The 21,191-nt window shown below is 62.3% G+C and carries 18 protein-coding genes; 5 read left to right on the forward strand and 13 right to left on the reverse strand.

The genetic code is table 11. The features are described from left to right. Positions 1-20: 20 nt before the first annotated feature. The 4 genes from H096_RS31345 to H096_RS31360 form a co-directional block, all read right to left on the reverse strand. Positions 21-2,375: a TonB-dependent receptor gene (locus H096_RS31345; protein WP_033903189.1), complete on the reverse strand. Its 2,355-nt coding sequence runs from the start codon at positions 2,373-2,375 to the stop codon at positions 21-23. A 102-nt stretch (positions 2,376-2,477) separates the two neighbouring features. After that, positions 2,478-3,446, reverse strand: coding sequence for a FecR domain-containing protein (locus H096_RS31350; protein ID WP_033903094.1), 969 nt, complete (start codon positions 3,444-3,446; stop codon positions 2,478-2,480). After that, complete coding sequence (locus H096_RS31355; protein WP_033903095.1) at positions 3,447-3,962, reverse strand: sigma-70 family RNA polymerase sigma factor; 516 nt, start codon at positions 3,960-3,962, stop codon at positions 3,447-3,449. Positions 3,963-3,998: 36 nt separating this feature from the next. Beyond that, a complete protein-coding gene (locus H096_RS31360) occupies positions 3,999-5,171 on the reverse strand; it encodes an MFS transporter (protein WP_033903096.1) in 1,173 nt (390 codons plus the stop codon). A 104-nt stretch (positions 5,172-5,275) separates the two neighbouring features. Between H096_RS31360 and H096_RS31365 the strand changes: the two genes are divergently transcribed. Continuing rightward, the gene (locus tag H096_RS31365; RefSeq protein ID WP_033903097.1) at positions 5,276-7,441 is read left to right on the forward strand and encodes a TonB-dependent siderophore receptor; all 2,166 of its coding nucleotides are present in this window, start codon (positions 5,276-5,278) and stop codon (positions 7,439-7,441) included. A 4-nt stretch (positions 7,442-7,445) separates the two neighbouring features. Here the strand turns inward: H096_RS31365 and H096_RS31370 are convergent, their stop codons facing one another. Next, entirely contained in the window at positions 7,446-9,128 is a 1,683-nt protein-coding gene (locus H096_RS31370; protein WP_033903098.1) for an AMP-binding protein, read from the reverse strand. Positions 9,129-9,388: 260 nt separating this feature from the next. Here H096_RS31370 and H096_RS31375 point away from each other — a divergent pair, with 260 nt between their 5' ends. Next, complete coding sequence (locus H096_RS31375) at positions 9,389-10,165, forward strand: ABC transporter substrate-binding protein (protein WP_033903099.1); 777 nt, start codon at positions 9,389-9,391, stop codon at positions 10,163-10,165. A gap of 54 nt (positions 10,166-10,219) precedes the next feature. Here H096_RS31375 and H096_RS31380 read toward each other — a convergent pair whose 3' ends face one another. The 5 genes from H096_RS31380 to H096_RS31400 form a co-directional block, all read right to left on the reverse strand. Further along, complete coding sequence (locus H096_RS31380; protein ID WP_033903100.1) at positions 10,220-10,846, reverse strand: PAS domain-containing protein; 627 nt, start codon at positions 10,844-10,846, stop codon at positions 10,220-10,222. Beyond that, on the reverse strand, positions 10,846-11,979 hold the full coding sequence (locus H096_RS31385) for an FAD-binding oxidoreductase (RefSeq protein ID WP_033903101.1): 1,134 nt from the start codon (positions 11,977-11,979) through the stop codon (positions 10,846-10,848). The genes H096_RS31380 and H096_RS31385 overlap by 1 nt, the downstream gene beginning before the upstream one ends. Continuing rightward, positions 11,976-12,920, reverse strand: a complete 945-nt coding sequence (locus H096_RS31390; RefSeq protein WP_033903102.1) for an ornithine cyclodeaminase family protein — start codon at positions 12,918-12,920, stop codon at positions 11,976-11,978. The genes H096_RS31385 and H096_RS31390 overlap by 4 nt, the downstream gene beginning before the upstream one ends. Before the next feature lie 84 nt (positions 12,921-13,004). Next, on the reverse strand, positions 13,005-13,268 hold the full coding sequence (locus H096_RS31395; protein WP_218174485.1) for a hypothetical protein: 264 nt from the start codon (positions 13,266-13,268) through the stop codon (positions 13,005-13,007). A gap of 133 nt (positions 13,269-13,401) precedes the next feature. Beyond that, the gene (locus tag H096_RS31400) at positions 13,402-14,343 is read right to left on the reverse strand and encodes a LysR family transcriptional regulator (RefSeq protein ID WP_033903104.1); all 942 of its coding nucleotides are present in this window, start codon (positions 14,341-14,343) and stop codon (positions 13,402-13,404) included. Positions 14,344-14,452: 109 nt separating this feature from the next. On the opposite strand from H096_RS31400, the gene H096_RS31405 reads away from it, so the two are divergent. Together H096_RS31405 and H096_RS31410 are read left to right on the forward strand one after the other, a co-directional pair. After that, positions 14,453-15,952, forward strand: a complete 1,500-nt coding sequence (locus H096_RS31405; protein WP_033903105.1) for a CoA-acylating methylmalonate-semialdehyde dehydrogenase — start codon at positions 14,453-14,455, stop codon at positions 15,950-15,952. Positions 15,953-16,198: 246 nt separating this feature from the next. Further along, positions 16,199-16,519 (forward strand): hypothetical protein, encoded by a 321-nt coding sequence (locus H096_RS31410; RefSeq protein ID WP_051422265.1) that lies wholly within the window; start codon positions 16,199-16,201, stop codon positions 16,517-16,519. Between the two features lie 24 nt (positions 16,520-16,543). Here the strand turns inward: H096_RS31410 and H096_RS31415 are convergent, their stop codons facing one another. Further along, the gene (locus H096_RS31415; RefSeq protein ID WP_033903106.1) at positions 16,544-17,959 is read right to left on the reverse strand and encodes an MFS transporter; all 1,416 of its coding nucleotides are present in this window, start codon (positions 17,957-17,959) and stop codon (positions 16,544-16,546) included. A gap of 88 nt (positions 17,960-18,047) precedes the next feature. Here H096_RS31415 and soxR point away from each other — a divergent pair, with 88 nt between their 5' ends. Continuing rightward, the gene (gene soxR / locus H096_RS31420) at positions 18,048-18,500 is read left to right on the forward strand and encodes a redox-sensitive transcriptional activator SoxR (protein ID WP_033903107.1); all 453 of its coding nucleotides are present in this window, start codon (positions 18,048-18,050) and stop codon (positions 18,498-18,500) included. Positions 18,501-18,505: 5 nt separating this feature from the next. Here the strand turns inward: soxR and H096_RS31425 are convergent, their stop codons facing one another. Then, positions 18,506-19,642: a sugar ABC transporter permease gene (locus H096_RS31425; RefSeq protein WP_033903108.1), complete on the reverse strand. Its 1,137-nt coding sequence runs from the start codon at positions 19,640-19,642 to the stop codon at positions 18,506-18,508. Then, a complete protein-coding gene (gene xylG / locus H096_RS31430; protein ID WP_191983033.1) occupies positions 19,643-21,190 on the reverse strand; it encodes a D-xylose ABC transporter ATP-binding protein in 1,548 nt (515 codons plus the stop codon). Position 21,191: the final 1 nt, after the last annotated feature.

Here is a 21,191-nt window from a genome sequence, read left to right on the forward strand (position 1 = left end):
CATGTGAGCCCTTGCAGGTATCAGAAGTCGACCGTGGCCGACAGGAGGAGGGTGCGTGGCGAACCCTGGGAAAACGCGCCGTAGGAGGCCACGCCGGACCAGTATTCGCGGTCGAACAGGTTCTGCACGGTGGCGCGGAAGGTGGTCGGACGCTCGGCGATGCGCGTGCTGTAGCGCGCGCCGACATCGAAGCGGGTCCAGGCGTCCAGCTGTTGGGTGTTGGCCTGGTTGACGTACTGGCTGGCGGTATAGATCGCGCCGCTGGTCAACGTCAGCCCTTCGACCCACGGGGTGTCCCATTCGGCCCAGAGGTTGGCTTGCACTTCGGGCACGCCCACCGGGGTGTTGCCCTGATTGGCGGCGATGCTGGTTTTGGTGAGCTGTGCATCCAGCAGGGTCACGCCGCCGAGCAGGCGCGTGCCTGGAGCGACTTCGCCAAACAGGCTCAGCTCCAGGCCGCGATTGCGTTGTTCGCCTTGTACCGAGAAGCGCCCCTGGGCCAGTTCGCCGGTGGGTTTCTGGATCTGGAACAGCGCCAGCGTCGACATGAAGGTGCCGTAATCGAACTTCACCCCGACTTCATGCTGCCTGGAAACATAGGGCGCAAAAATTTCCCCGGCGTTGGCCGCATTGGACGGCGCCACATCGCCCTTGCTCAGGCCTTCGAGGTAGTTGTAATAAAACGACACATGCTCCCAGGGCTTGACCACCGCGCCGAACAGCGGCGTGGTCTTGCCGGCGTCGTAGGCCGTGGTCACCGCGCCGGCGGCGTTGTAGTTGTGGGACTGGATGTTCTGTTTGCGCAAGCCCACGGTGACCTGCACGCGTTGGTCGAGTATCGACAAAGTGTCGGCAATGGCCACGCCGGATAACTCGGTGGCGGAGACTTTCGGCGCGTCCGGCTTGGCGATGGAGGGTTTGGGGCGCTCGACCGGGTGGTAGATATTCGACAGCACCGGCGCGCCGGAGATAATCCCTCGCGACAGCTCATCGCGATAGCGGGTGACTTGCAGGGTACTGCTGTGGCTGATCGGCCCCGTGTCGAAGCGCAGGCGCGCACCGGCATCCACCGTGTAGCGCTGCACTTCGAAGCGGTAGTAACCGGGGATCGACGAGGTGTCGCCGGCTGTGTTGACAATGCTTGGGGTCTGGTCGGACAGGCGCGCCACTGCCGATTTGCCGCCGCCGGCATGGGCGAACACCGTCAGGTTGTCAGTGAGGTCGTACTCGCCGCTGAGCAGGGCGGATTTGTCCCGGGTGCGCGACCAGCCCCAGTCCTGGCTGACGTTGGTACGGCCATTGGCGGCATCGGGAATCTTTACGCCGGAGGCGATCAGGAACGGTCGGGACGCGGCGTCGAAGGTTTCTTCCTGGGAAGTCAGGTCCAGGCTGGTGCGCAGGCGCTCGCCTTGATAGTCCAGGGACAGCGCACCGATGCCGACTTCACGGGATTGCTTGTCGATCACCGTGTCGCCTTGTTGCACACCGCCGTTTAGCCGCATACCGAAGCGGCGCTCTTCGCCAAAACGCCGGCTGATATCGATCCGGTTACCGACGTGGGCATCCTGGGCATAGCTGGCGGTGTAGCGGGTCAGGTCTTCCTCCAGCGAGCGCTTGGGCACCACGTTGATCACTCCGCCTACCGCGCTGTTGGGTGACATGCCGTAGAGCAGCGCGCCGGGGCCTTTCACCACTTCGATACGTTCTGCGTATTCGGTGAACACCCGGTAGTTGGAGGCCACGCCGTACACGCCGTCGAACGCCAATTCGCCGAGGTTGCCTTCGCCCACCGGAAACCCACGGATGAAAAACGAGTCGACAATGCCGCCGGTCTGCCCGGTGGAGCGCACCGAGGAATCGCGCTCCAGCAGGTCTCCGACGGTGGTGGCTTGCTGGTCCTTGATCAACGAGGCGGTGTAGGTGCTGACGCTGAACGGTGCGTCCATCACATCCGCATTACCGAGCATGCCCAGTCGCCCACCGACGGCCACCTGGCCGCCCGAATACACCGGTGGCAGGCTGTCGGCGCGTTGCTCGACGCCACTGACCGTGGTGTCCGAGAGGGTGACTTGGCGCTGCACCAGCGTGTAGGTGCCGTCGCTGCGCAACACCATGTCCAGGCCACTGCCGGCCAACAGGCGGGTGACGGCTTCCTGGGTTGAGTAAGTACCGGACAGCCCAGGGCTGGTCAGGCCTTCGGTGAGGGCCGGGACAAACGACAGGGCGATGCCCGCGTCCACGGCAAAGCTCGACAGCGTGGCGCCGAGCGGGCCTGGCGCGATCTTGTAGGCACGGACCGCGACCGCATCCAACTGCGCGGCCATGGCGGCGCTGACCAGGGCCAGGCTGAGCAGCGCGCTGCGAATCACAAGCATCAAAGGGAGCCCTGTGGACGAGAGGAAAAGGGGGGTTCCTGTGTGTGCCAGTCGAGATAGGAAAAAGTATCACCCGAGCGGTGTTTTATTTTTCGCGCCCGCTCAGGCGGGCGACAGGGTGACCCAATAGCCGCTCAAGTGGCCGCTGACGAGCACCGGGTAGGTCTGCACCAGCATGTTCAAGGTGCGCTGGGTATCGCTGATGGGGAAGGCGCCGGAAATGCGCAGGTCGGCAATCGCCGGGTCATAGCGCACGAAGCCTCGGCGATAGCGGGTCAGCTCGGCGACGAAATCCGCCAGGCGCATCTTGTCGGCCATCAGCATGCCTTGGGCCCAGGCGCCGACATTGCGGTCGGTGGGGGTGAGCGAGCCAAAGGTCTGCGCGGAAAAATCCGTGCGTTGCCCGGCGTTGACCACCAGCGGCGCGACCTGGCGGTTGTCGGCCAGCATCACTTTGACGGCGCCTTCGAGCACGGCCAGGTGGGTGCGCGCGTTCCATTCGCGCACGGTAAAACGCGTGCCCAGGGCTTGCATGCGGCCCTGGCCGGTACTGACCAGGAACGGGCGGGACGCATCCTGGACGGTCTGTACCAGTATTTCACCTGCGCGCAGGTGCACGAGGCGTTGCTGGCTGTCGAACAGCACGTCGATGGCGGAATCGGTATTGAGGGTGATGCGCGAGCCGTCGGCCAGGACCCATTCGCGCCGCTCGCCCACACGGGTACGGTAGTCGGCGGTCCACTGTTGGGTCTGCGCCAGTTTCCAACTGCCCCAGCCGACCGGAATCACCGCCAGCAGCAGGGCCAGCTTGCCCAGGGCTGCACGGCGTTCCGGGTGGCTTGGCCGATCCAGTGCCGACATGGCCAGGGCCGGCGGCAGGCCGCCCAACTTGCTTTGCAGCAACTGCGCACGGGCCCAGGCGCGATCACGCTCGGGGCTGCTGACTTTCCAGCGCTCCCATTCGGCGCGTTCGTGGTCGCTGAGGCCGCCTTCGCTCAAGCGCATCAGCCACTCGGCAGCTTCTTCGAGGACTTCGGGGGCTAACGGGGGTTGCTTGCGCAGGCTGAGCACTTATTCCACCAGCATCAGGCACTGCACAAAGGCCTGTTTCATGTAGCGTTTGACGGTGATCAGCGACACGCCCAGTTGCTCGGCGATGTCCTGATATTTGAGGCCGTTGAGCTGCGACAGCAGGAAGGCACGCTTGACCAGTGGCGGCAGGGCGTCGAGCATTGCGTCGATCTCATGCAGGGTCTCCAGCACCACGAAATGCGCTTCCGGCGAAGGCACTTCATGGGTCGGCACGCTGGCGAGCGCCTCCAGGTAAGCGCGTTCCAACGCCTTGCGCTGATACCAGTTGACCAGGATGCCCTTGGCCACACAGCTCAGGTACGCCCGCGGCTGGTCAATCACCGTGACCTGGGACGCGAGGATGCGCGTGAAGGTGTCCTGGGCCAGGTCGGCCGCATCCATGGCGTTGCCGAGTTTGCGCTTGAGCGTGGCGTACAGCCAACCGTGATGGCCGCTGTACAGGGCCTCAATCACGCGCAGGTGCTGCTGGCTATCGGCGGTAAGGATTTCGCTCATGGCGCGGATCCGTGCAATTGAGAAGTATTCCCAATGCTAAGGGACAACCCTGCGGTAACGCAACGCGAGAATCGCAACCCAGGCCACCGCGTACGCCAGGCACACGAACAGGTAGGTGTACGCCAGGCCATACACCTGGCTGAGCAACCCGCCGAGGCAGATGCCGGCAATCGAGGCGAACTGCGCGGTGCCCTGGGCGATCCCCAGCACATGGCCCTGACGCGCGCTGTCGGCGGTTTTGGAGATCAGCGCGGTCAGCACCGGCGTGGTCGCGCCCAACAGCACGCCCCAGATGAAGTAGGTGCACACAAACACCACAGGTTCGCGGGTGACGCCGGCTAGGCCGGTGAGGACGATACAGCCGAGCACCACGTAACCGATGCGCCGCAGCGTGTCGGCTTGCGTACGCCCCTCGAAATGCCGCGACCAGGCCGTGGCCGACAGGATAAACCCCAGTGCCAGCAAGCCGTAGCACAGGCCGACCACCGCGTTGCTCACGTTGAAGGTGGTGTTCACATACAGCGAGAACGAGGTTTGCGGCAGCATCCGCGCGAGCAGCAGAATGCCCATCACACTCAGCAGCGGTAACAGTGCGGACCCTTGCCACACACCGTTCTTGGCAGCAGGCGCGGTTTTTTTGACCGGCGCGACATCCGGCAGGGTCACCGCCGCCACCAGCGTACACACCGCGCAGAGTGCGGCGGCGCTGAGGTTGATCCAGAAGAACGTGGCATGGTCGAGGATCAAGCCGCCCACCACCGCGCCCAGCAATGAGCCAACATTGGTGGAAATCTGCAGTAGCGCAAACAAACGCGCGCGCCGCGAAGGGGCCTCGATGCTCACCCCATACGCCTGCGCCGGGGCGATATACCCGGCGCAGGCGCCCTGCAGGAAGCGCAGGACCAGGATCGTCCAAAGGTCGCTGAACAGTGCCAGCCCCAATTGGGTCAGGGTCAGCCCGACCAGCGCACGGATCATCATCCACTTGTGGCCGTAGCGATCGCCGATACGGCCCCAGAACGCACTGGTCAGCAAAATGCCAAGCATCGGCCCCACGTACACCGCGATGCTGGCGAAGCTGAACAGCGTGTCGGAGTCGGTCAGCTCGCGCAGGTGCAAGGGCCAGAATGGGCCGCTCATTTCCATGGCACCCATCGACCCAAGTTGGATCGTGAACAGCAGGTAAATCAGGACACGGGTGGTTGGCATGAATCGGTCTCGGTAAAAAAACGCGCGGGACGCTGATACTTTTTCCCGCGTCGGCTGGCATCAGGAGTAATGCTCATTTCTCACGATGAAAGGACCCTGATGCCATGCCCGTTGCCAGCCGGTTAACCCTCGCTGTCCGTACTGCCCTGATGCTTGCCGCCGCCAGCACCAACACCTGGGCTGCCACCCAGGCTTCGACCGACGACAGCGCGCAAAGCCTGACCCTTGACGCGACGAACGTCAACGCTGTTTACCACGGCCCTACCGACTTGCCGGAGGTGCTCGCCGGTGGCCAGGTCGCCCGTGGCGCGCGTTTGGGCATGCTGGGCAACAAGGACGTGATGGACACGCCGTTCAGCGTCACCAGCTACACCGCCAAGACCCTGGCCGACCTGCAAACGGTGACCGTGGCCGATGCGTTGGAGCGGGATCCTTCGGTGCGCTCAACCGGCCAGACTGGCGGTATTGTCGATTCGTTTTTCATCCGGGGCTTTGCCATCGGCGAGGGCAACCTGGGCGAGTTGGCCTACGACGGTGTGTACGGCGTGGCGCCCAACTACCGGGCGTTTACCGAGTACGCTGAGCGCGTTGAAGTGCTCAAGGGGCCGGGCGCGTTGATGTACGGGATTTCACCGAACAGCGGCGTCGGCGGGGTGATCAACATCGTGCCCAAGCGCCCGCTGGACCAGGATCTGACGCGCTTCACCGGCAGCTACGCTTCGGACACACAAGTGGGCGGTCACCTGGATATCAGCCGTCGCTTCGGTGACGAGAACCAGTTTGGCGTGCGCTTCAACGGCAGCCTGCAAGGCGGCGATACCGCCGTGGACAACCAGAACCGCGACGTCGGCATCGGCGCCATTGCCCTGGATTATCGCGGCGAACGCCTGCGCCTGAACCTCGACTACATCAGCCAGAAGGAAAGTTGGGAGGGCGCCTCGCGGCCCTTCACCCTTGCGCCAGGAGTGGAAGTGCCGTCCGCGCCGAATGGCCGCACCAGCCTGCCGCAGAAATGGGGCTGGTCCGACACCAAGGAGCAATCGGCCTTGCTCGGCGGCGAATACGACCTCAACGACAACCTGACCGTGTTCGCCCATGCCGGTGGCGGCAAGTCGGATGTGAAGCGCATGTCCGACCAGGTGCCGCGCATCCTCAACGAGGCCGGCGATACCAGCAATATTCCGGGGTACTACAAATTCAACGTCGACCGCTCGACCGCTGACGTGGGCTTGCGCGGGCTGTTCGCCACGGGGCCGGTGACCCATACCACCACATTGATGGCGACCCGTTACCAGGATGAACTCTCACGGGGCATCACCAACGGCACGGAGATCCGCTCCAATATCTACCACCCGGTGGACACGCCCAAACAGTCGATCAACACGCCGAAGGTGCTGCGCATCTCCGAATCGGAACTGTCCGGCGTGGCGCTGACCGACACCTTGGGGATTCTGGATGACCGTATCCAACTGACGTTGGGCGTACGCCGCCAAGACATCGAGTCGCGTAACTACAGCGCCACCGGCGTGGTCAGCTCGCGCTACAAAGACAACGCCACCACGCCGTTGGTGGGGGTGGTGGTCAAGCCTTGGGAGGATGTGTCGCTCTACTACAACTATGTCGAAGGCTTGAGCAAAGGTGATATCGCCCCCGGCACGGCGGCGAATGCCGGCGAGACGTTTGCACCCTATGAATCCAAGCAACACGAAGTGGGCGTGAAGTACGAACACGGCACCTTCATGACCACTGTGGCGCTGTTCCAGATTGAAAAGCCCAGCGGCGAATTGGGTGCCAACGGTGTGTATTCAGTGCAGGCCGAACAGCGTAACCGTGGCCTCGAACTGAGCATGTTCGGCGAAGTGGCGCCCGGCACCCGCTTGATGGGCGGCGTGACCTTCCTCGACGGTGAGCTGACCCAGTCCGCGACCGCCGCCAACCGTGGCAACAAACCGGTCGGCGTGCCGGATATCCAGGCCAACCTCTGGGCCGAGTGGGACACACCGTGGCTGGAAGGCTTCACCCTCACCGGCGGTGCGATCTACACCGACAGCCAGTACGTCAACCAGGCCAACACCCAGGAACTCGATTCGTGGACGCGCATCGATGCCGGCGCGCGCTACGCGACCAAGATCGAAGGCCGGCCAACCACCTTCCGCGCGACCGTGCAGAACGTGTTTGACCGTGAGTACTGGTCGGGCGTGGCGTCGTATGGCGCGTTTTCGCCAGGCTATCCGCGCACTTTGCAGCTGTCGGCCACGGTGGACTTCTGACCGGTCAGGCAAAATCCTCTTCGAAATACTCCTGTTCACCCCGCGTGTCGCTTTGGCGTCGCACCACCTCCATCTGCCGCAGCTCCACGCGGCGGATTTTCCCGGAGATGGTCTTGGGCAGTTCGGTGACGAATTCGATACGTCGCACCCGTTTGTAGGGGGCGAGGTTTTCGCGGGCGAAGGCAAGGATATGCCGGGCCAGTTCATGGCTGCCCGGTTCGTCGTGGGCCAGGATCAGAAACGCCTTGGGCACCGCCAAGCGTAACGGGTCGGGACTCGGCACCACGGCCACTTCCATGACCGCCGGGTGTTCGATCAAGGCACTTTCCAGCTCGAACGGGCTGATGCGGTAGTCGGAGGCCTTGAACACATCGTCGGCGCGACCGACGAAGGTGATGTAGCCGTCGGCGTCGATCTGCGCGGTGTCGCCGGTGCGGTAGTAGCCGTCACGCATGACCTCGGCGGTTTTCTCCGGGCTGTCTTCATAGCAGAGCATCAGGCCGAGCGGGCGCACGTCGAGGGGCAGGGCGACTTCGCCTTCGTTGCCGGGATTGCCGTCCGGGTCGAGCAGCGCAACCTGATAACCCGGCAACGGGCGACCCATGGAACCAGGCTTGAGCAACTGTCCGGGCGTGTTGCCCACCAGCGCAGTGGTTTCCGATTGGCCGAAGCCATCACGCAACGGCAGGCCCCAGGCATGCTGGATCTGTTCGATGATTTCCGGGTTCAGCGGCTCGCCGGCGCCGACCAATTCGCGCAGGCTCAAGCGTGATTTGTAGCTGGCGAGGTCCTCCTGGATCAGCATGCGCCATACCGTGGGCGGCGCGCACAGGCTGGTCACGCCGTAGCGTTCCAAGGCACTGAGCAGGGCCGGCGCGCTGAACCGTGCGACGTTATGGATAAAGATGCACGCGCCGGCATTCCACGGGGCGAACAGGCAACTCCAGGCATGTTTGGCCCAGCCCGGTGACGAGATATTCAGGTGCAGGTCGCCCGGTTGCAGGCCGATCCAGTACATGGTCGACAGGTGCCCGACGGGGTAGCTCTGGTGGCTGTGCAGCACCATCTTTGGCTTGGACGTGGTGCCGGAGGTGAAGTACAGCAACATCGGGTCGGTGGCCAGGGTGCGGCCTTCGGCCTCGAACTGCTCGGAGTGCTCAAAGGCCGCGTTGTGCGCGACCCAACCGGTAGGTGCAGCTCCCACGCAGACGCGGCTGCAACCGTCCGCCAGCCCGGCGAACTTGTGCACATGCGCTTCACCCACCACCAGGTGACGTACCTGCCCGCGCTCAATGCGATCACGCAGGTCATCGGGGTTCAGCAACGCTGTGGCGGGGATGACCACCGCGCCAAGCTTGAACGCGGCGAGCATGGTGTCCCACAACGCCACGTCATTGCCGAGCATCAGCAGCACGCGATCACCCCGGCACACGCCGAGGGCGCGCAGGTGGCTGGCCACCTGGTTGGAGCGCGTCGCCAGTTGCTGGAAGCTGTAGCGTTGCTCGCTGCCGTCTTCCTCGACGATCCACAGCGCATCCGCCGCATTGCCCTCGGCCATCGCGTCGAAATAGTCCAGGGCCCAGTTGAATTCGCCCAGTTGCGGCCAGCGGAAATCCCGTACGGCGGTGGCGTAGTCGGTGCGGTGAGCGAGCAGAAAATCCCGAGCGGCCAGGAAGGGCTGGGTCATGGTGGCTGTCCTTAATTATTGTTGTGGGACTTTCCCTCGGCTGAACCGAGAGGCTGGACCGAGTATAGGCACGCAGAAATCAGAGCAGAACGCTCAAAAACACCGGTGCGTTGTGCAAAAAAGTCATGGGTGTTGCACCGTCATGCAGCGTGATTGACGATCAAGACGTAAAAGTCCAATATGGAATTATAAGTACAAAAAATAGCTTCATCTCTTTCTTCAGGCTTGCCAAACCAACAACAACTTGCGAGAACACCCCCATGAAGAAGCGTTCCCTCATCACCGCCCTGACCTTGGGCCTGCTTGCCTCCAGCCATGTGATGGCTGCCGAGAAAACCCTGCGCATTGGCATCGAGGCCGCTTACCCACCATTTGCGTCCAAGACGCAGGAAGGCAAGATCGTCGGCTTCGACTACGACATCGGCAATGCGCTGTGCGCGCAGATGAAGGTCAAGTGTGTGTGGGTAGAAGGTGAGTTCGACGGTCTGATTCCTTCCCTCAAGGTGAAGAAAATCGACATGGCCCTGTCGTCCATGACCATCAACGAAGACCGCAAGAAGTCAGTGGATTTCACCCACAAGTACTACTTCACGTCATCGCGTTTGGTGATGAAGGACGGCGCCGTGGTGGATGACCAATACGCCAGCCTCAAGGGCAAGACCATCGGCGTGCAGCGCGCCACCACCACCGACCGGTATGCCACCGAGGTGTTCGAACCCAAGGGCATCAACGTCAAGCGCTACAGCAACAACGAAGAGATCTACATGGACCTGGCGGCCGGCCGCCTGGATGCGATCTTTGCCGACACCATTCCCCTGAACGACTTCCTGCAGATGCCACGCGGCAAGGGTTACGCGTTTGTCGGCCCGGAACTCAAGGACCCGAAATACGTGGGTGAGGGCGCCGGGATTGCGGTGCGCAAGGGCAATACGGCGTTGGTGGGCGAGTTGAATGCGGCCATCGATGGTATTCGTGCCAGTGGTGAATACCAGAAGATTTCGCAGCAGTACTTCAAGTCTGATATCTACGGCGACTAGCGCTGTCGCACAGCCTATTCGCACCCTTGTGGTGAGCGGGCTTGCCCGCTCACGTTATCCCTTCAATTCTTTCAAATGCTTGTAGACCGTCGCCCGCCCCATGCCCAGCACATTGGCCACATAGTTCGACACGCTCTTGCCCTTGAACGCCCCCTCGGCATGCAGCGCCAGCACCAGCTCGCGCTTGTGGTCACGGGTCAGCAGGTTCAGGCTCAACTGGCGCTCGCGCATCCACGCATGCAGGAAGGTATTGATGCGCTCCTGCCAGTCATCGCGAAACAGCGAGTCCGGTTGCGGGATCAGTTTGCTCGGAGACAGGAACAGGTCCAGCGCCGCCTTGGCGTTTTCGAACAATGAAATATTCAGGTTGATGCACAGCACCGCCAGGCGACGACCTTTGTGGTCGTGCAGCACGGTGCTCAGGCTGCGGATTTTCTGACCGTCCCAGTTGAGCTTTTCGTACGGGCCGATGTTCACTTCGCTGACGTCAGCGTCGAGCATGTCCTCCAGCGCCGAGTCATCACCGATGCTGCGCTTGGACAGGTTGTTGGCGATGTAATCGACTTTTTGCGAGCGCAGGTCGTGCAGCACCGCTTCGGCGTGGGGGAAGAACAGCGTGGCGATGGCGTCGGCCATTGCACGGAAGTTCTGCATGACCTTGTCTTGTTCAGCGGTGTTCATCAATGGGGCTCCAGGCGGGCAGGGGAGAGCATACCAGCGTCGAGGCCGAACCGCGTCAGTGCCTCCGGCAGCGGCGCGCCGCGTACCAAGGCCGCACTGGCCTGGCCCATGGCCGGTGAGGTCTGGATGCCATAGCCGCCTTGTGCCGCGACCCAAAACAGGCCCGGTATCATCGGGTCAAACCCCGAGAGCAAATCACCGTCGTGTACAAAACTGCGCAGGCCGGCCCAGGTGCGGGTCGGGCGGCGGATGGTCAGGGTGGTGGCTTCTTCGATCTGGTAGATGCCCATGGCGATGTCCAGTTCTTCGGGCTGGATATCCTGGGGTTCGACCGGGTCGGCGTTGGCCGGTGAGCCGAGGAACATGCCGGCGTCGGGTTTCATGTAGAAGGATTCGTCCAGCGCCACCAGCATTGGCCAGTGGTGGCTGTCGACGCCTTCGGGGCCGGCGAAGATGAACGCCGAGCGCCGCTTGGGCTGCAAGCCGATGGACGCGGCGCCGGCGAGCCCGCCGATGTGGTCGGCCCAGGCGCCAGCGGCGTTGATGATGACGGGGGCGGTGCAGGTTGAATCCTGGGTTTGCACGTGCCAGATGCCGTCGGCGTCGCGGCTCAAGCCGAGCACATGACTGTCGGTGCGAACCTCACCGCCGTTGCGGCGGATGCCACGCAGGTAGCCTTGGTGCAGGGCGTCGGTGTCGATGTCGCTGGCGGTGGGGTCATACAGCGCACCGTGGACTTTTTCGCGGCGCAAGATCGGCAGCTTCCCACAGGCTTCGTCGGCGCTGAGCAATTGCACCTGCGCCACAGTGGCCTTGGCGCTCAGGTACTGGGCGTTCAGCTCGGCCGCATCGCCGATGAAATCCACCGTCAACTCGCCGCGTGGCGTCAGCAGTGGGTGTTCGCAGAAACCGCTGGGCGGGTGGTCGAAAAACTCACGACTGGCCAGGGTCAGCGCACGCACCTGCGGGGTGCCATACGCGGCGGTATACAGCGCCGCTGAACGCCCGGTGGAGTGATAGGCCGGGTGGCTTTCGCGCTCCAGCACCAACACCTTGCCGTGCTGCGACAACCAGAAACCCGTGGACGCGCCGGCAATGCCGCCGCCGATGATGATGAAGTCTGCAGGGTTCATAGCTGTCTCCAGAGGGCATTGGCCAGGGCGATGTCTTCCAGGCCCAGGCCGATGGAGCGGAAGAACACGTGGCGGTCGTAGGTCGGGCGCTGTACCTGTTCGCTGAGCAATTCGGGTAGGTCACCGGCCACGGTGCGCGGGTCCCAACCGTACTGTTCGGCGGCGATCAGCATTTCACCGGCCGCGCCAGGGGTGGTGCGGCGATAGTCGCAGAATACCTGCATCGTGTTGAGACTGTGTGGCGGCACTTCATGGGCGCGAGGGGCGTTGGTGCTGATCGAGGTGATCAGCGCCGGTTTGCTCAAATGCGTCGGATCGAGCACCGGCCCGGCTGACGACGTGCACAGCAGGATCACATCGGCGCCTTCCACTGCCGCCGCGCAACTGTTGGCGATGACCACACGTGGGTCCAGGCCCTTGAGCTGCGCGATGGCCTCGGCGGATGCATTGGCCAGGCTGGGCGAATACACGTTGATGCTCTGCCAATCCCTGAAACCTTTCACATACTGCAGGTGCGCCTGGGCCACCTTGCCACTGCCGATGATCGCCAGGCGTCGCGCGGATAACGGCGCCAATGCGTCCACTGCCAGCGCCGTGGTCGCGGCCGTGCGTGCCGTGGTCAGTTCGGCTGCATCGCATAGCAACAGGGGCTGGCCGGTCTGCATCGACATCAGCAAGGTCCATGCCGTCACCAGAGGGCCTTGCTCACGCACGATATAGGGCGAGGTCTTGACCCCGTACACCCCATCTTCGGCCAATACACCCAGGTAGTTGATGAAGTCGCCTGCGGCTTGCGGGAACTCCACCCGTTGCTGCGCTGGCTGCACCGCTTGCTCGTTCGCCAGGTCGCGGAACAGCTTGCGCAGGATCTGCGGTACATCGATCTGGCTGAGCAGCTCGCGGGCCTGGGCGTGATGGATCACATGAGGTGTGCTGGACATCGGTGTCTCCGCAGATAAACTAATTTGTCCATTATGGACTTTTAATTCTGCTGAGCAATATCCTTCGAGAAAAAAGCTGGCGTCTTACTTGCCCAGGTTCTGATTCATCAGATTACCCAGTACCGGCCCTTGGCTTGCTGTTTGCCACGCATGAAAATTCTCGCAGCCTTCCACATTTGCCTCGGCAATGTTGCTGCGCGGGTCGCAGATCATCGACCAGCGTTGCTGTAATGACGGGTACTTGATGAAGTCAGCCCGTGTGGGCGGTTGGCAGCCAAGCAGGGCAATGGCGGACATCACCGCAGCGGTGGTTTGAAAGGCGGTGGAGGGGACGATGTTCCAGTTCATGATGATCAACACTCCCCACGAGGGAGCCCTTGAGATGACGCTGCCACGGCCTGGAGTGTTGTGGCCGCAAGAGAATGCTACGGCCCAATTGGTTCCTCAAAAAGATCCACTTGGTGCTAATTTGGTCGGGCCATTAATGGGCCGTGTATCGAAACCCACCGGACAGTTTGCCCTTCAAATAACTGACCAACACACTCACCGCCTTCGGCACATGTGGCGAATATGGTCGGATCAGGTAGATCTCATCGGCAAACGCGCCTTTGAGCGTCCAGCCCTTAAGCACCTGCACCAACGTGCCATTGGATAGCGCGGCGTGGGCGCTGAAGTCCGGAAGCAGAGCGATGCCCAGATGATTGAGCGCCGAATCGCGCAGGGCTTCGCTGTTGTTGGTGGCGAAGCTGCCGGCAATGGGCACGGTGAGGCGTTCGACGTTTTTAGTGCCGCGCTCGAAGGTCCAGGCGGGCTGGTCGGTGCCGCGTGGGTAGAACAGGCAGTTATGTGTAGAAAGATCGCCAGGTTCGCGCGGCTCGCCGTGGCGTTGCAAGTAATCCTGGGTGGCGACCAGTACCGAGCCGGTGTCACACAGCTTCCAGGCCACATGGGTTTCCGGCACTTGGAAACCGTGGCGCACGGCCAGGTCGTAGCCTTCGGCGGCCAGTGAACTCAGGGCGTCCGATACGTCCAGTTGGATACGCACTTGTGGGTACTGCTGCAAGAACTCAGACAGATGCGGCACCAGTTGCTGACGGGCAAACGCGACAGGTGCTGTCAGCCGCACCAGCCCGCGAATCTCCCCGACCGAGTCGCGCACCGACGAAAAGCTGCGGGCTATCTGTTCATAAGCGCTGCGCACTTCGCGCGTCAACGACAGCCCCGCATCGGTCAGCCGCACACTGCGCGTGGTGCGCGTCACCAGCCGCGTGCCGGTGGCCTTTTCCAGGTCGGAAATACGCTGGCTCACGGCGGACTTGCTCACGCCCAGGCGTGCGGCGGCGGCGGTGTAGGTGCCTTGTTCTTCCAGTACTGACAGCCAGTGGATGTGAGTCCAAAGCCCTTCGATTTCAGCCTTTTCCATGTGCAGATTGTTCGCGTATGTGGACAATAAGTTCTGGATTCTGCTCTGGTTTGGAACAAAGCGAAAGCCTATCGTGATCCCCAACGCTACCCACCCGGGATCTACTGCCATGACAACGACAATCGAGCATTACATCAACGACCAACGCGTGTCCCGCGATGATCGTTATCAGGACGTCTTCAATCCCGCCACCGGCGAAAAGACCGGCCGCGTCGCCCTGGCCAGCCGCCAGACCGTGTCCGAAGCCGTTGCCGCCGCCCAAGCCGCGTTTGCCGGTTGGGCCGATACGCCGCCAATCCGCCGCGCCCGCGTGCTGTTCGAATACCTGCACCTGCTGCGCGAACGCAAGGACGCCCTGGCACGCATCATTGTCGCTGAGCACGGCAAGGTCTTCACCGACGCCCAGGGCGAAGTCGACCGGGGCATCGACATTCTCGAGTTCGCCTGTGGCATTCCCAACCTGCTCAAGGGTGAGCATTCCGACCAGGTTTCCCGTGGCATGGACAACTGGACGATGCGCCAGCCCCTGGGCGTTGTGGCCGGTGTCACGCCGTTCAACTTCCCGGTGATGGTGCCGATGTGGATGTACCCGATCGCCATCGCGGCGGGCAACACCTTCATCCTCAAGCCAAGCCCGACCGACCCAAGCGCCTCGCTGTTCATGGCCGAACTGCTGCGTGAAGCCGGCCTGCCCAAAGGCGTGTTCAACGTGGTTCAGGGCGACAAGGAGTCGGTGGATGCGCTGATCGAACACCCGGACGTCAAGGCCGTGAGCTTTGTCGGCTCCACGCCGATTGCCCAATACATCTACGAAACCGGCGCCCGCAACGGCAAACGCGTGCAAGGTTTGGGCGGCGCAAAAAACCACATGGTGGTGATGCCCGACGCCGATATCGAAAAAACCGTCGACGCCCTGATGGGCGCCGCCTACGGCAGTGCTGGCGAGCGCTGCATGGCGATTTCCGTCGCCGTGCTGGTAGGCGATGTGGGCGATAAAGTCATCGCCGCCCTGACCGAACGCGCCAAGCAACTGCGCATCACCGACGGCCGTGATTTGAAAGCCGAGATGGGCCCGATTGTGTCCCGCGCAGCGTTGGAGCGTATCAGCGGCTACATCGAGCAAGGCGTACAGGCCGGTGCCCAATTACTGCTGGATGGGCGTGACTACGTGCCCACCGAAGCGGGCCTGGAAAACGGCTTCTGGCTGGGCGCGACGCTGTTCGACCATGTGACCCAAGAAATGAGCATCTACCGCGAAGAAATCTTTGGTCCGGTGCTGGCCTGTGTGCGTGTGAATGACTTTGCCGAGGCGATCAAGCTGGTCAACGATCACGAGTTCGGCAACGGCGTCAGCTGCTTCACCCGTGACGGCAACATCGCCCGTGAATTTGCGCGGCGGATTGAGGTGGGCATGGTGGGCATCAACGTGCCAATCCCGGTGCCGATGGCCTGGCATGGCTTCGGTGGCTGGAAGAAGAGCCTGTTTGGCGACATGCACGCGTATGGCACCGAAGGCGTGCGCTTCTACACCAAGCAGAAGTCGATCATGCAGCGCTGGTCGGAGAGCATCGAGCAAGGCGCCGAATTTGCCATGCCCGTCTCCAAATAACTCAATCCAGTACGCGGTCAACTGTGGGAGCGGGCTTGCCCGCGATAGCGGAGTGTCAGTCAACCTTTTTGGTTCTGATACACCGCAATCGCAGGCAAGCCAGCTCCCACATTTGCGTCAGGAACGGGCACAAGTCTTGACTTCGCTTGCTCTACTCAGAGGAACTTGGCACGCTCACCCAGCGAGCGAACACAGTCAAGTCAATCAATAGGGAAATGCTCGGTTGAGAACGCTTTGAAAACAATCATGGGTATCGCCTTGTTGGCCACGTTACTGGCGGGCTGTGCGCCGTCTCACTCGGCATGGACGGGCGTCAGGAACGCGTTTGTCGGCACACGCTTCGATGCCCACCTCTATGACGATTGCAGCCGTGGCTGTGGCGATTCCTATTGGTCCCCGGTCAACAAGAAAAAGGTCTATGACCAGGTAGTGAAGGAGGGCGACAGCCAGCGCTACTTCGTGACCTGGATCCGCGACTGTCGATACTCCGTGCTCGTCTCGGGTGAAGGCATTATCCAGTCGTGGCGCTATGAGAATGAAGACCGAAGCAGCTGTTACATTTTTTAGTCGGCTGTCAAGCATCAACGGCCGCTAACCGATCGGTTGAACGACCCGCCTGGCAATCAGAATACCCATCACCGGCGCCAGCGCAAACACCCCGAACAACCACACCGCAGCGCTTGCTGTGCCTTCAATGCCGCCGGGTTCAGTCAGGCCCGCGATATTCGCTACCATGCCCGCCAGTGCTGCGCCAAACGCGGTGGCGAACAGTTGCACCGTGGTAATCGACGCAGAAGCCAGGTCCTGTTCGCCGTCGGGTGCCACCTGGAATACCCGGGTCAGCAAGTGCGGCCAGGCCAGGCCCACTCCCAGGCCGATCAGGGTAAGGGCCAGGCAAATCGGCGTAAGCGTCTGCGCACCGCCATTGCTTTCGCGAGGCATTAAAAGAGCCAGCGCCAGCATGCCGACAACACCCAGGATCGGCCCGGCCAGGATCGCGCGACGAACATTCGCGCCTGTCATTCCCGCGCTGGCGATTGACCCCAGCGTCCAGCCGGCCGCCATCAGTGCTGCCAGATAACCGGCCACCAGCGGTGACTGGTGGTGCAGGACTTGAAGAAACAGCGGTACAAAGATTTCGCCACTGGTCACAGCGACCGCCAACAACGACATCGTGGCGTACAGCGCGCCAAGCGCGGTGGTGAGCCGAAAGGCTCCAGCGGGCAGCAGTCGATGGCGGGATTGGCTTTCTGTGAAGATCAGCAGCGCCGTGAACATTGCTGCCGCTGCGAGCCCCAACAGGTTCAGGGGCAGGGTGGAAGAGACACTGCCGGCCGACACCGCCAGTACCGCTGCCGTCAGCAGCCACAATTGAGTGAGCGGCAACGGTGTGGGTTTAACGCTCTCTGTGCTGCGCTTAGGCAGTACGGTTGCGGCCAGCACGGCGAACAACCCGGCCACCGGAATCAACGACCAGAATGCCGCCCGCCAGATGCCCAGTTCGGCAAACACGCCGCCCACCGCTGGCCCGACCAGCGTCGCAACGCCCCACATCCCCGAGACCAACGCCATTGCGCGTGGCCACAAGGGTTCGTCGAATACCAGGCGAATCATCGCGTAGGACAGCGCAAACAGGAACCCTCCGCCCAGGCCCTGTACCAGCCGTCCGACCAGCATCACCGGCATGGAAGGCGCAAACGCGCACGCTAAGGCTCCGCCGGCGAACACCAGGCTGGCAACCAGATAAGCACCACGCGGCCCCAGGCGACCAAGCAAACGCGCGGACAACGCTGAACCGAGGATCGAGGCGGCGACAAACAGCGTGGTATTCCACGCGTAGTAGTCGATGCCGCCGATATCCTTGACCACTGACGGCAGAATCGTGGTGGCGATGTAGACGTTGATCGCATGCAGCACCACGCCGCCTGCCAGGGCCAGTGACCGTACGCCATTTGCACCGGACAGCAAGGCGGCCCAGTTGGAGGGAGAGGTTTGCGTTGTGTTCATGGAGACTCCATGTCAAAGGAATGAAGGCTTGCCAGGGCAGGCCGACACTCTTTATAAGACCTCATGTATAGATGAGGTCAAGCCGCCGATGGAACCGAAAATCGATGTGCACATCCCCCTCGGGGTAGGCGAGTTGGCGCGGCGTAGCGGGGTGACCGTGGCGACTGTGCATTTTTACGAAGCCAAGGGTTTGATTCAGGGTCAACGCAGCCCAGGTAATCAGCGGCGCTACCACCGTGATGTGCTGCGCCGCATTGCGGTGATCAAGGTGGCACAGCGCGCGGGGATTCCATTGGCAACCATCAAGGCTGCACTGGAGGAACTGCCGTCGGGGCGACCGCTGACGGCCAAGGACTGGACGCGGCTTTCCACGCGTTGGCGAGACATGTTGAATGAGCGAATCAACAGCCTCACGCAACTGCGCGACCAACTCGACGGGTGCATTGGCTGCGGGTGCCTGTCCCTGGATGACTGCCCGCTGCGCAATCCGGGAGATCGGTTGGGGCAGGTCGGGGACGGGGCGGTGTTGCTGGGCAAGTGAGGCGGTCAGCGTCTGCCCGTGCGCGTGCTCACATCCACCCACACCGCCAGCACCAGGATGCTGCCCTTCACAATCATCTGCCAATAACTGTCCACATCCAGCATCGACATCCCATTGTCCAGACTGGTGATCACCAACGCCCCGAGCAACGCGCCATACACCGTGCCCGAGCCGCCACGCATTGATGTGCCGCCAATAAAACACGCGGCGATGGCGTCCAGCTCACCCATGCTCCCCGCCGACGGCGAGCCGGCCGCCAGACGAGCCGTGTTGACCAAACCGGCGAGTGCACACATCACGCCCATGATGCCGAAGATCCACAACTTCACCGCCTGTACGTTGATGCCGGATAGACGCGTGGCTTCCATATTGCTGCCCACCGCATACACGCGACGGCCAAATACGGTCTGGCTGGTGACGTAGCTGAACACGCCCAATAACACCAACAGCAGCAAGACGGGGACGGGAATCCCATCATAGCTGTTGAGGGTCGTGACGAACCCGGCCAGTACGGCGCCGATCACCGCCACGCGCACCAGGTCACGCACCAGGGAATGCGTCGCCAAGCCATGCAGCGCGCGGTTGCGCCGCTGTTTCCAGGTCAAAAAAACCGTCAGCGCAAACAACAGCACGCCCAGCCCGATACCCACCGAATGCGGCAAATACCCCTGGCCCACATACACCAACGATGGCGACACCGGCGCAATGGTGGTGCCGCCGGTAATCCCCAGCAGAATCCCGCGAAACGCCAGCATCCCACCCAGGCCGACAATGAATGACGGGATGCGCAGATAGGCCGTCATGTAGCCGTTGGCCAGCCCGATCATCAACCCGCACAGCGCCACCAGACTCAAGTTGGCCAGCAATGGTATGTGATAAATCACATCCAGGGTCGCCGCCAACCCGCCGAGCAAACCGAGCAATGACCCCACCGACAAATCGATCTCACCGCTGATGATCACCAGCACCATGCCGCACGCCAATATCCCGGTGATCGACATTTGCCGCAGCAGGTTGGACAGGTTGCGCGGTGTAAGGAACCCCCCCTCGGTCTGCCAGCTGAAAAACACCCAGATCACCGCCACGGCGATGACTAGGGCGAGCATTTTGTAGCGGGTGAAAAGGTGTTTGACCTGATTCATCTACGCGGTCTTCCGATCATTATTGTTGTGTTGGCTGAGCGCGGCGGCGAGCACCTGTTCCTGCGTAAGTCCCTCGTTGATAAAGTCACCACGCAACTGGCCGTCGCCGATCACCAGCACGCGGTCGGACACGCCGAGCACTTCGGCCAGCTCCGAGGAGACCATGATGATCGCCACGCCTTCGGCCGCCAGTGCGCCCATCAGCTTGTAGATCTCATACTTGGCGCCCACGTCGACGCCGCGTGTGGGTTCGTCGAGGATCAGCACCTTGGGCTTGGCCATCAGCATTTTCGCCAGCACGGCTTTTTGCTGATTGCCGCCGGAGAGGCTGGTGATCGGCAAAAACGGGCTGGCAGTCTTGAGGTGCATGCGCGCGATCTGCTGGTCGATGCTGCCCAGTTCGGCTTCGGCGTCGATACGGGTCATGTGGGCGTAAGTGTCGAGCACCGCCAGGGTGATGTTCTGGCCCACGCCCAGATCGGGGATGATGCCCTGGCGCTTGCGATCCTCGGGCACCATGCACAGCCCGGCGCGGATCGACTTGAGCGGCGTGCGCGTGTCGATCACCTGGCCGTCCAGCCACACTTCGCAGCTGTAGCGGCCAGGGTAGGCACCGAACAGTGCCGACACCAGTTCCGTCCGCCCGGCGCCGACCAGCCCGGCAATGCCGAGGATCTCCCCGCGCTTGAGCACAAAGGACACATCGTCCACGCGCTTGCGCTTGGGGTTGTCGACGTCATAACAGGTGACGTTGCGCGCTTCGAACATCACCTCGCCGACCGCATGGGGCTCGGTGGGGTAGAGGTTGCTCATCTCGCGGCCGACCATCTGGGTGATGATCTTCGCAATGTCCATGTCGGCCATGGCTGTGGTCGCGATGTGCTTGCCGTCGCGAATCACCGCGATGGTGTCGCAGACTGCCGCCACTTCATCGAGCTTGTGGGAGATGTACACGCAGGCCACGCCCTTGGCCTTGAGGCCACGGATAATGTCCAGCAGCACCTCGATTTCCGAGCGGGTCAGGGCCGAGGAGGGCTCGTCGAGAATCAACAGCCGTGCCTGCTTGTTCAGGGCCTTGGCGATTTCCACCAGTTGCTGGTAGCCGCCGCCGTATTGCGACACCGGCAGTGCCACGTTCATGTCCGGCACCTTGAGCTCGCGCATCAGCGCTTCGGCGCGGTGGAACATGGCCGGGTAGTTCATGCGCCCACCCGGCAGAGTCAGTTCGTGGCCCATAAAGATGTTTTCAGCCACCGACAGGTCGGGCACCAGGGTCAGTTCCTGGTGGATGATCACGATGCCCGCGGCCTCGGTTTCACTGATGGAATGGGCCTTGAGCGGCTGCCCGTCCCAGAGGACTTCGCCCTCCCAGGTGCCGTGGGGATAGACCGCCGACAGCACCTTCATCAAGGTGGATTTGCCCGCACCGTTCTCGCCGCACAGGCCGACGCATTCCCCCGGCCGTACCTGGATATCGATGCCGTTTAGCGCGTTGACACCGCCAAAGCGTTTGACGATGCCGTTCATTTGCAACAGGTAGTCGGCCATG

This window comes from Pseudomonas sp. FH1, from assembly GCF_000510895.2.
Lineage (GTDB): Bacteria > Pseudomonadota > Gammaproteobacteria > Pseudomonadales > Pseudomonadaceae > Aquipseudomonas > Aquipseudomonas azotoformans_A.

Bases quoted from the DNA above. Each gene is read 5' to 3' on its own strand.
- H096_RS31345 (WP_033903189.1), bottom strand. From the start codon at position 2,375: ATGCTTGTGATTCGCAGCGCGCTGCTCAGCCTGGCCCTGGTCAGCGCC.
- H096_RS31355 (WP_033903095.1), bottom strand. From the start codon at position 3,962: ATGAGCGAAATCCTTACCGCCGATAGCCAGCAGCACCTGCGCGTGATT.
- H096_RS31360 (WP_033903096.1), bottom strand. From the start codon at position 5,171: ATGCCAACCACCCGTGTCCTGATTTACCTGCTGTTCACGATCCAACTT.
- H096_RS31365 (WP_033903097.1), top strand. From the start codon at position 5,276: ATGCCCGTTGCCAGCCGGTTAACCCTCGCTGTCCGTACTGCCCTGATG.
- H096_RS31370 (WP_033903098.1), bottom strand. From the start codon at position 9,128: ATGACCCAGCCCTTCCTGGCCGCTCGGGATTTTCTGCTCGCTCACCGC.
- H096_RS31375 (WP_033903099.1), top strand. From the start codon at position 9,389: ATGAAGAAGCGTTCCCTCATCACCGCCCTGACCTTGGGCCTGCTTGCC.
- H096_RS31380 (WP_033903100.1), bottom strand. From the start codon at position 10,846: ATGAACACCGCTGAACAAGACAAGGTCATGCAGAACTTCCGTGCAATG.
- H096_RS31385 (WP_033903101.1), bottom strand. From the start codon at position 11,979: ATGAACCCTGCAGACTTCATCATCATCGGCGGCGGCATTGCCGGCGCG.
- H096_RS31390 (WP_033903102.1), bottom strand. From the start codon at position 12,920: ATGTCCAGCACACCTCATGTGATCCATCACGCCCAGGCCCGCGAGCTG.
- H096_RS31395 (WP_218174485.1), bottom strand. From the start codon at position 13,268: ATGAACTGGAACATCGTCCCCTCCACCGCCTTTCAAACCACCGCTGCG.
- H096_RS31400 (WP_033903104.1), bottom strand. From the start codon at position 14,343: ATGGAAAAGGCTGAAATCGAAGGGCTTTGGACTCACATCCACTGGCTG.
- H096_RS31405 (WP_033903105.1), top strand. From the start codon at position 14,453: ATGACAACGACAATCGAGCATTACATCAACGACCAACGCGTGTCCCGC.
- H096_RS31410 (WP_051422265.1), top strand. From the start codon at position 16,199: ATGGGTATCGCCTTGTTGGCCACGTTACTGGCGGGCTGTGCGCCGTCT.
- H096_RS31415 (WP_033903106.1), bottom strand. From the start codon at position 17,959: ATGAACACAACGCAAACCTCTCCCTCCAACTGGGCCGCCTTGCTGTCC.
- soxR (WP_033903107.1), top strand. From the start codon at position 18,048: ATGGAACCGAAAATCGATGTGCACATCCCCCTCGGGGTAGGCGAGTTG.
- H096_RS31425 (WP_033903108.1), bottom strand. From the start codon at position 19,642: ATGAATCAGGTCAAACACCTTTTCACCCGCTACAAAATGCTCGCCCTA.
- xylG (WP_191983033.1), bottom strand. From the start codon at position 21,190: ATGGCCGACTACCTGTTGCAAATGAACGGCATCGTCAAACGCTTTGGC.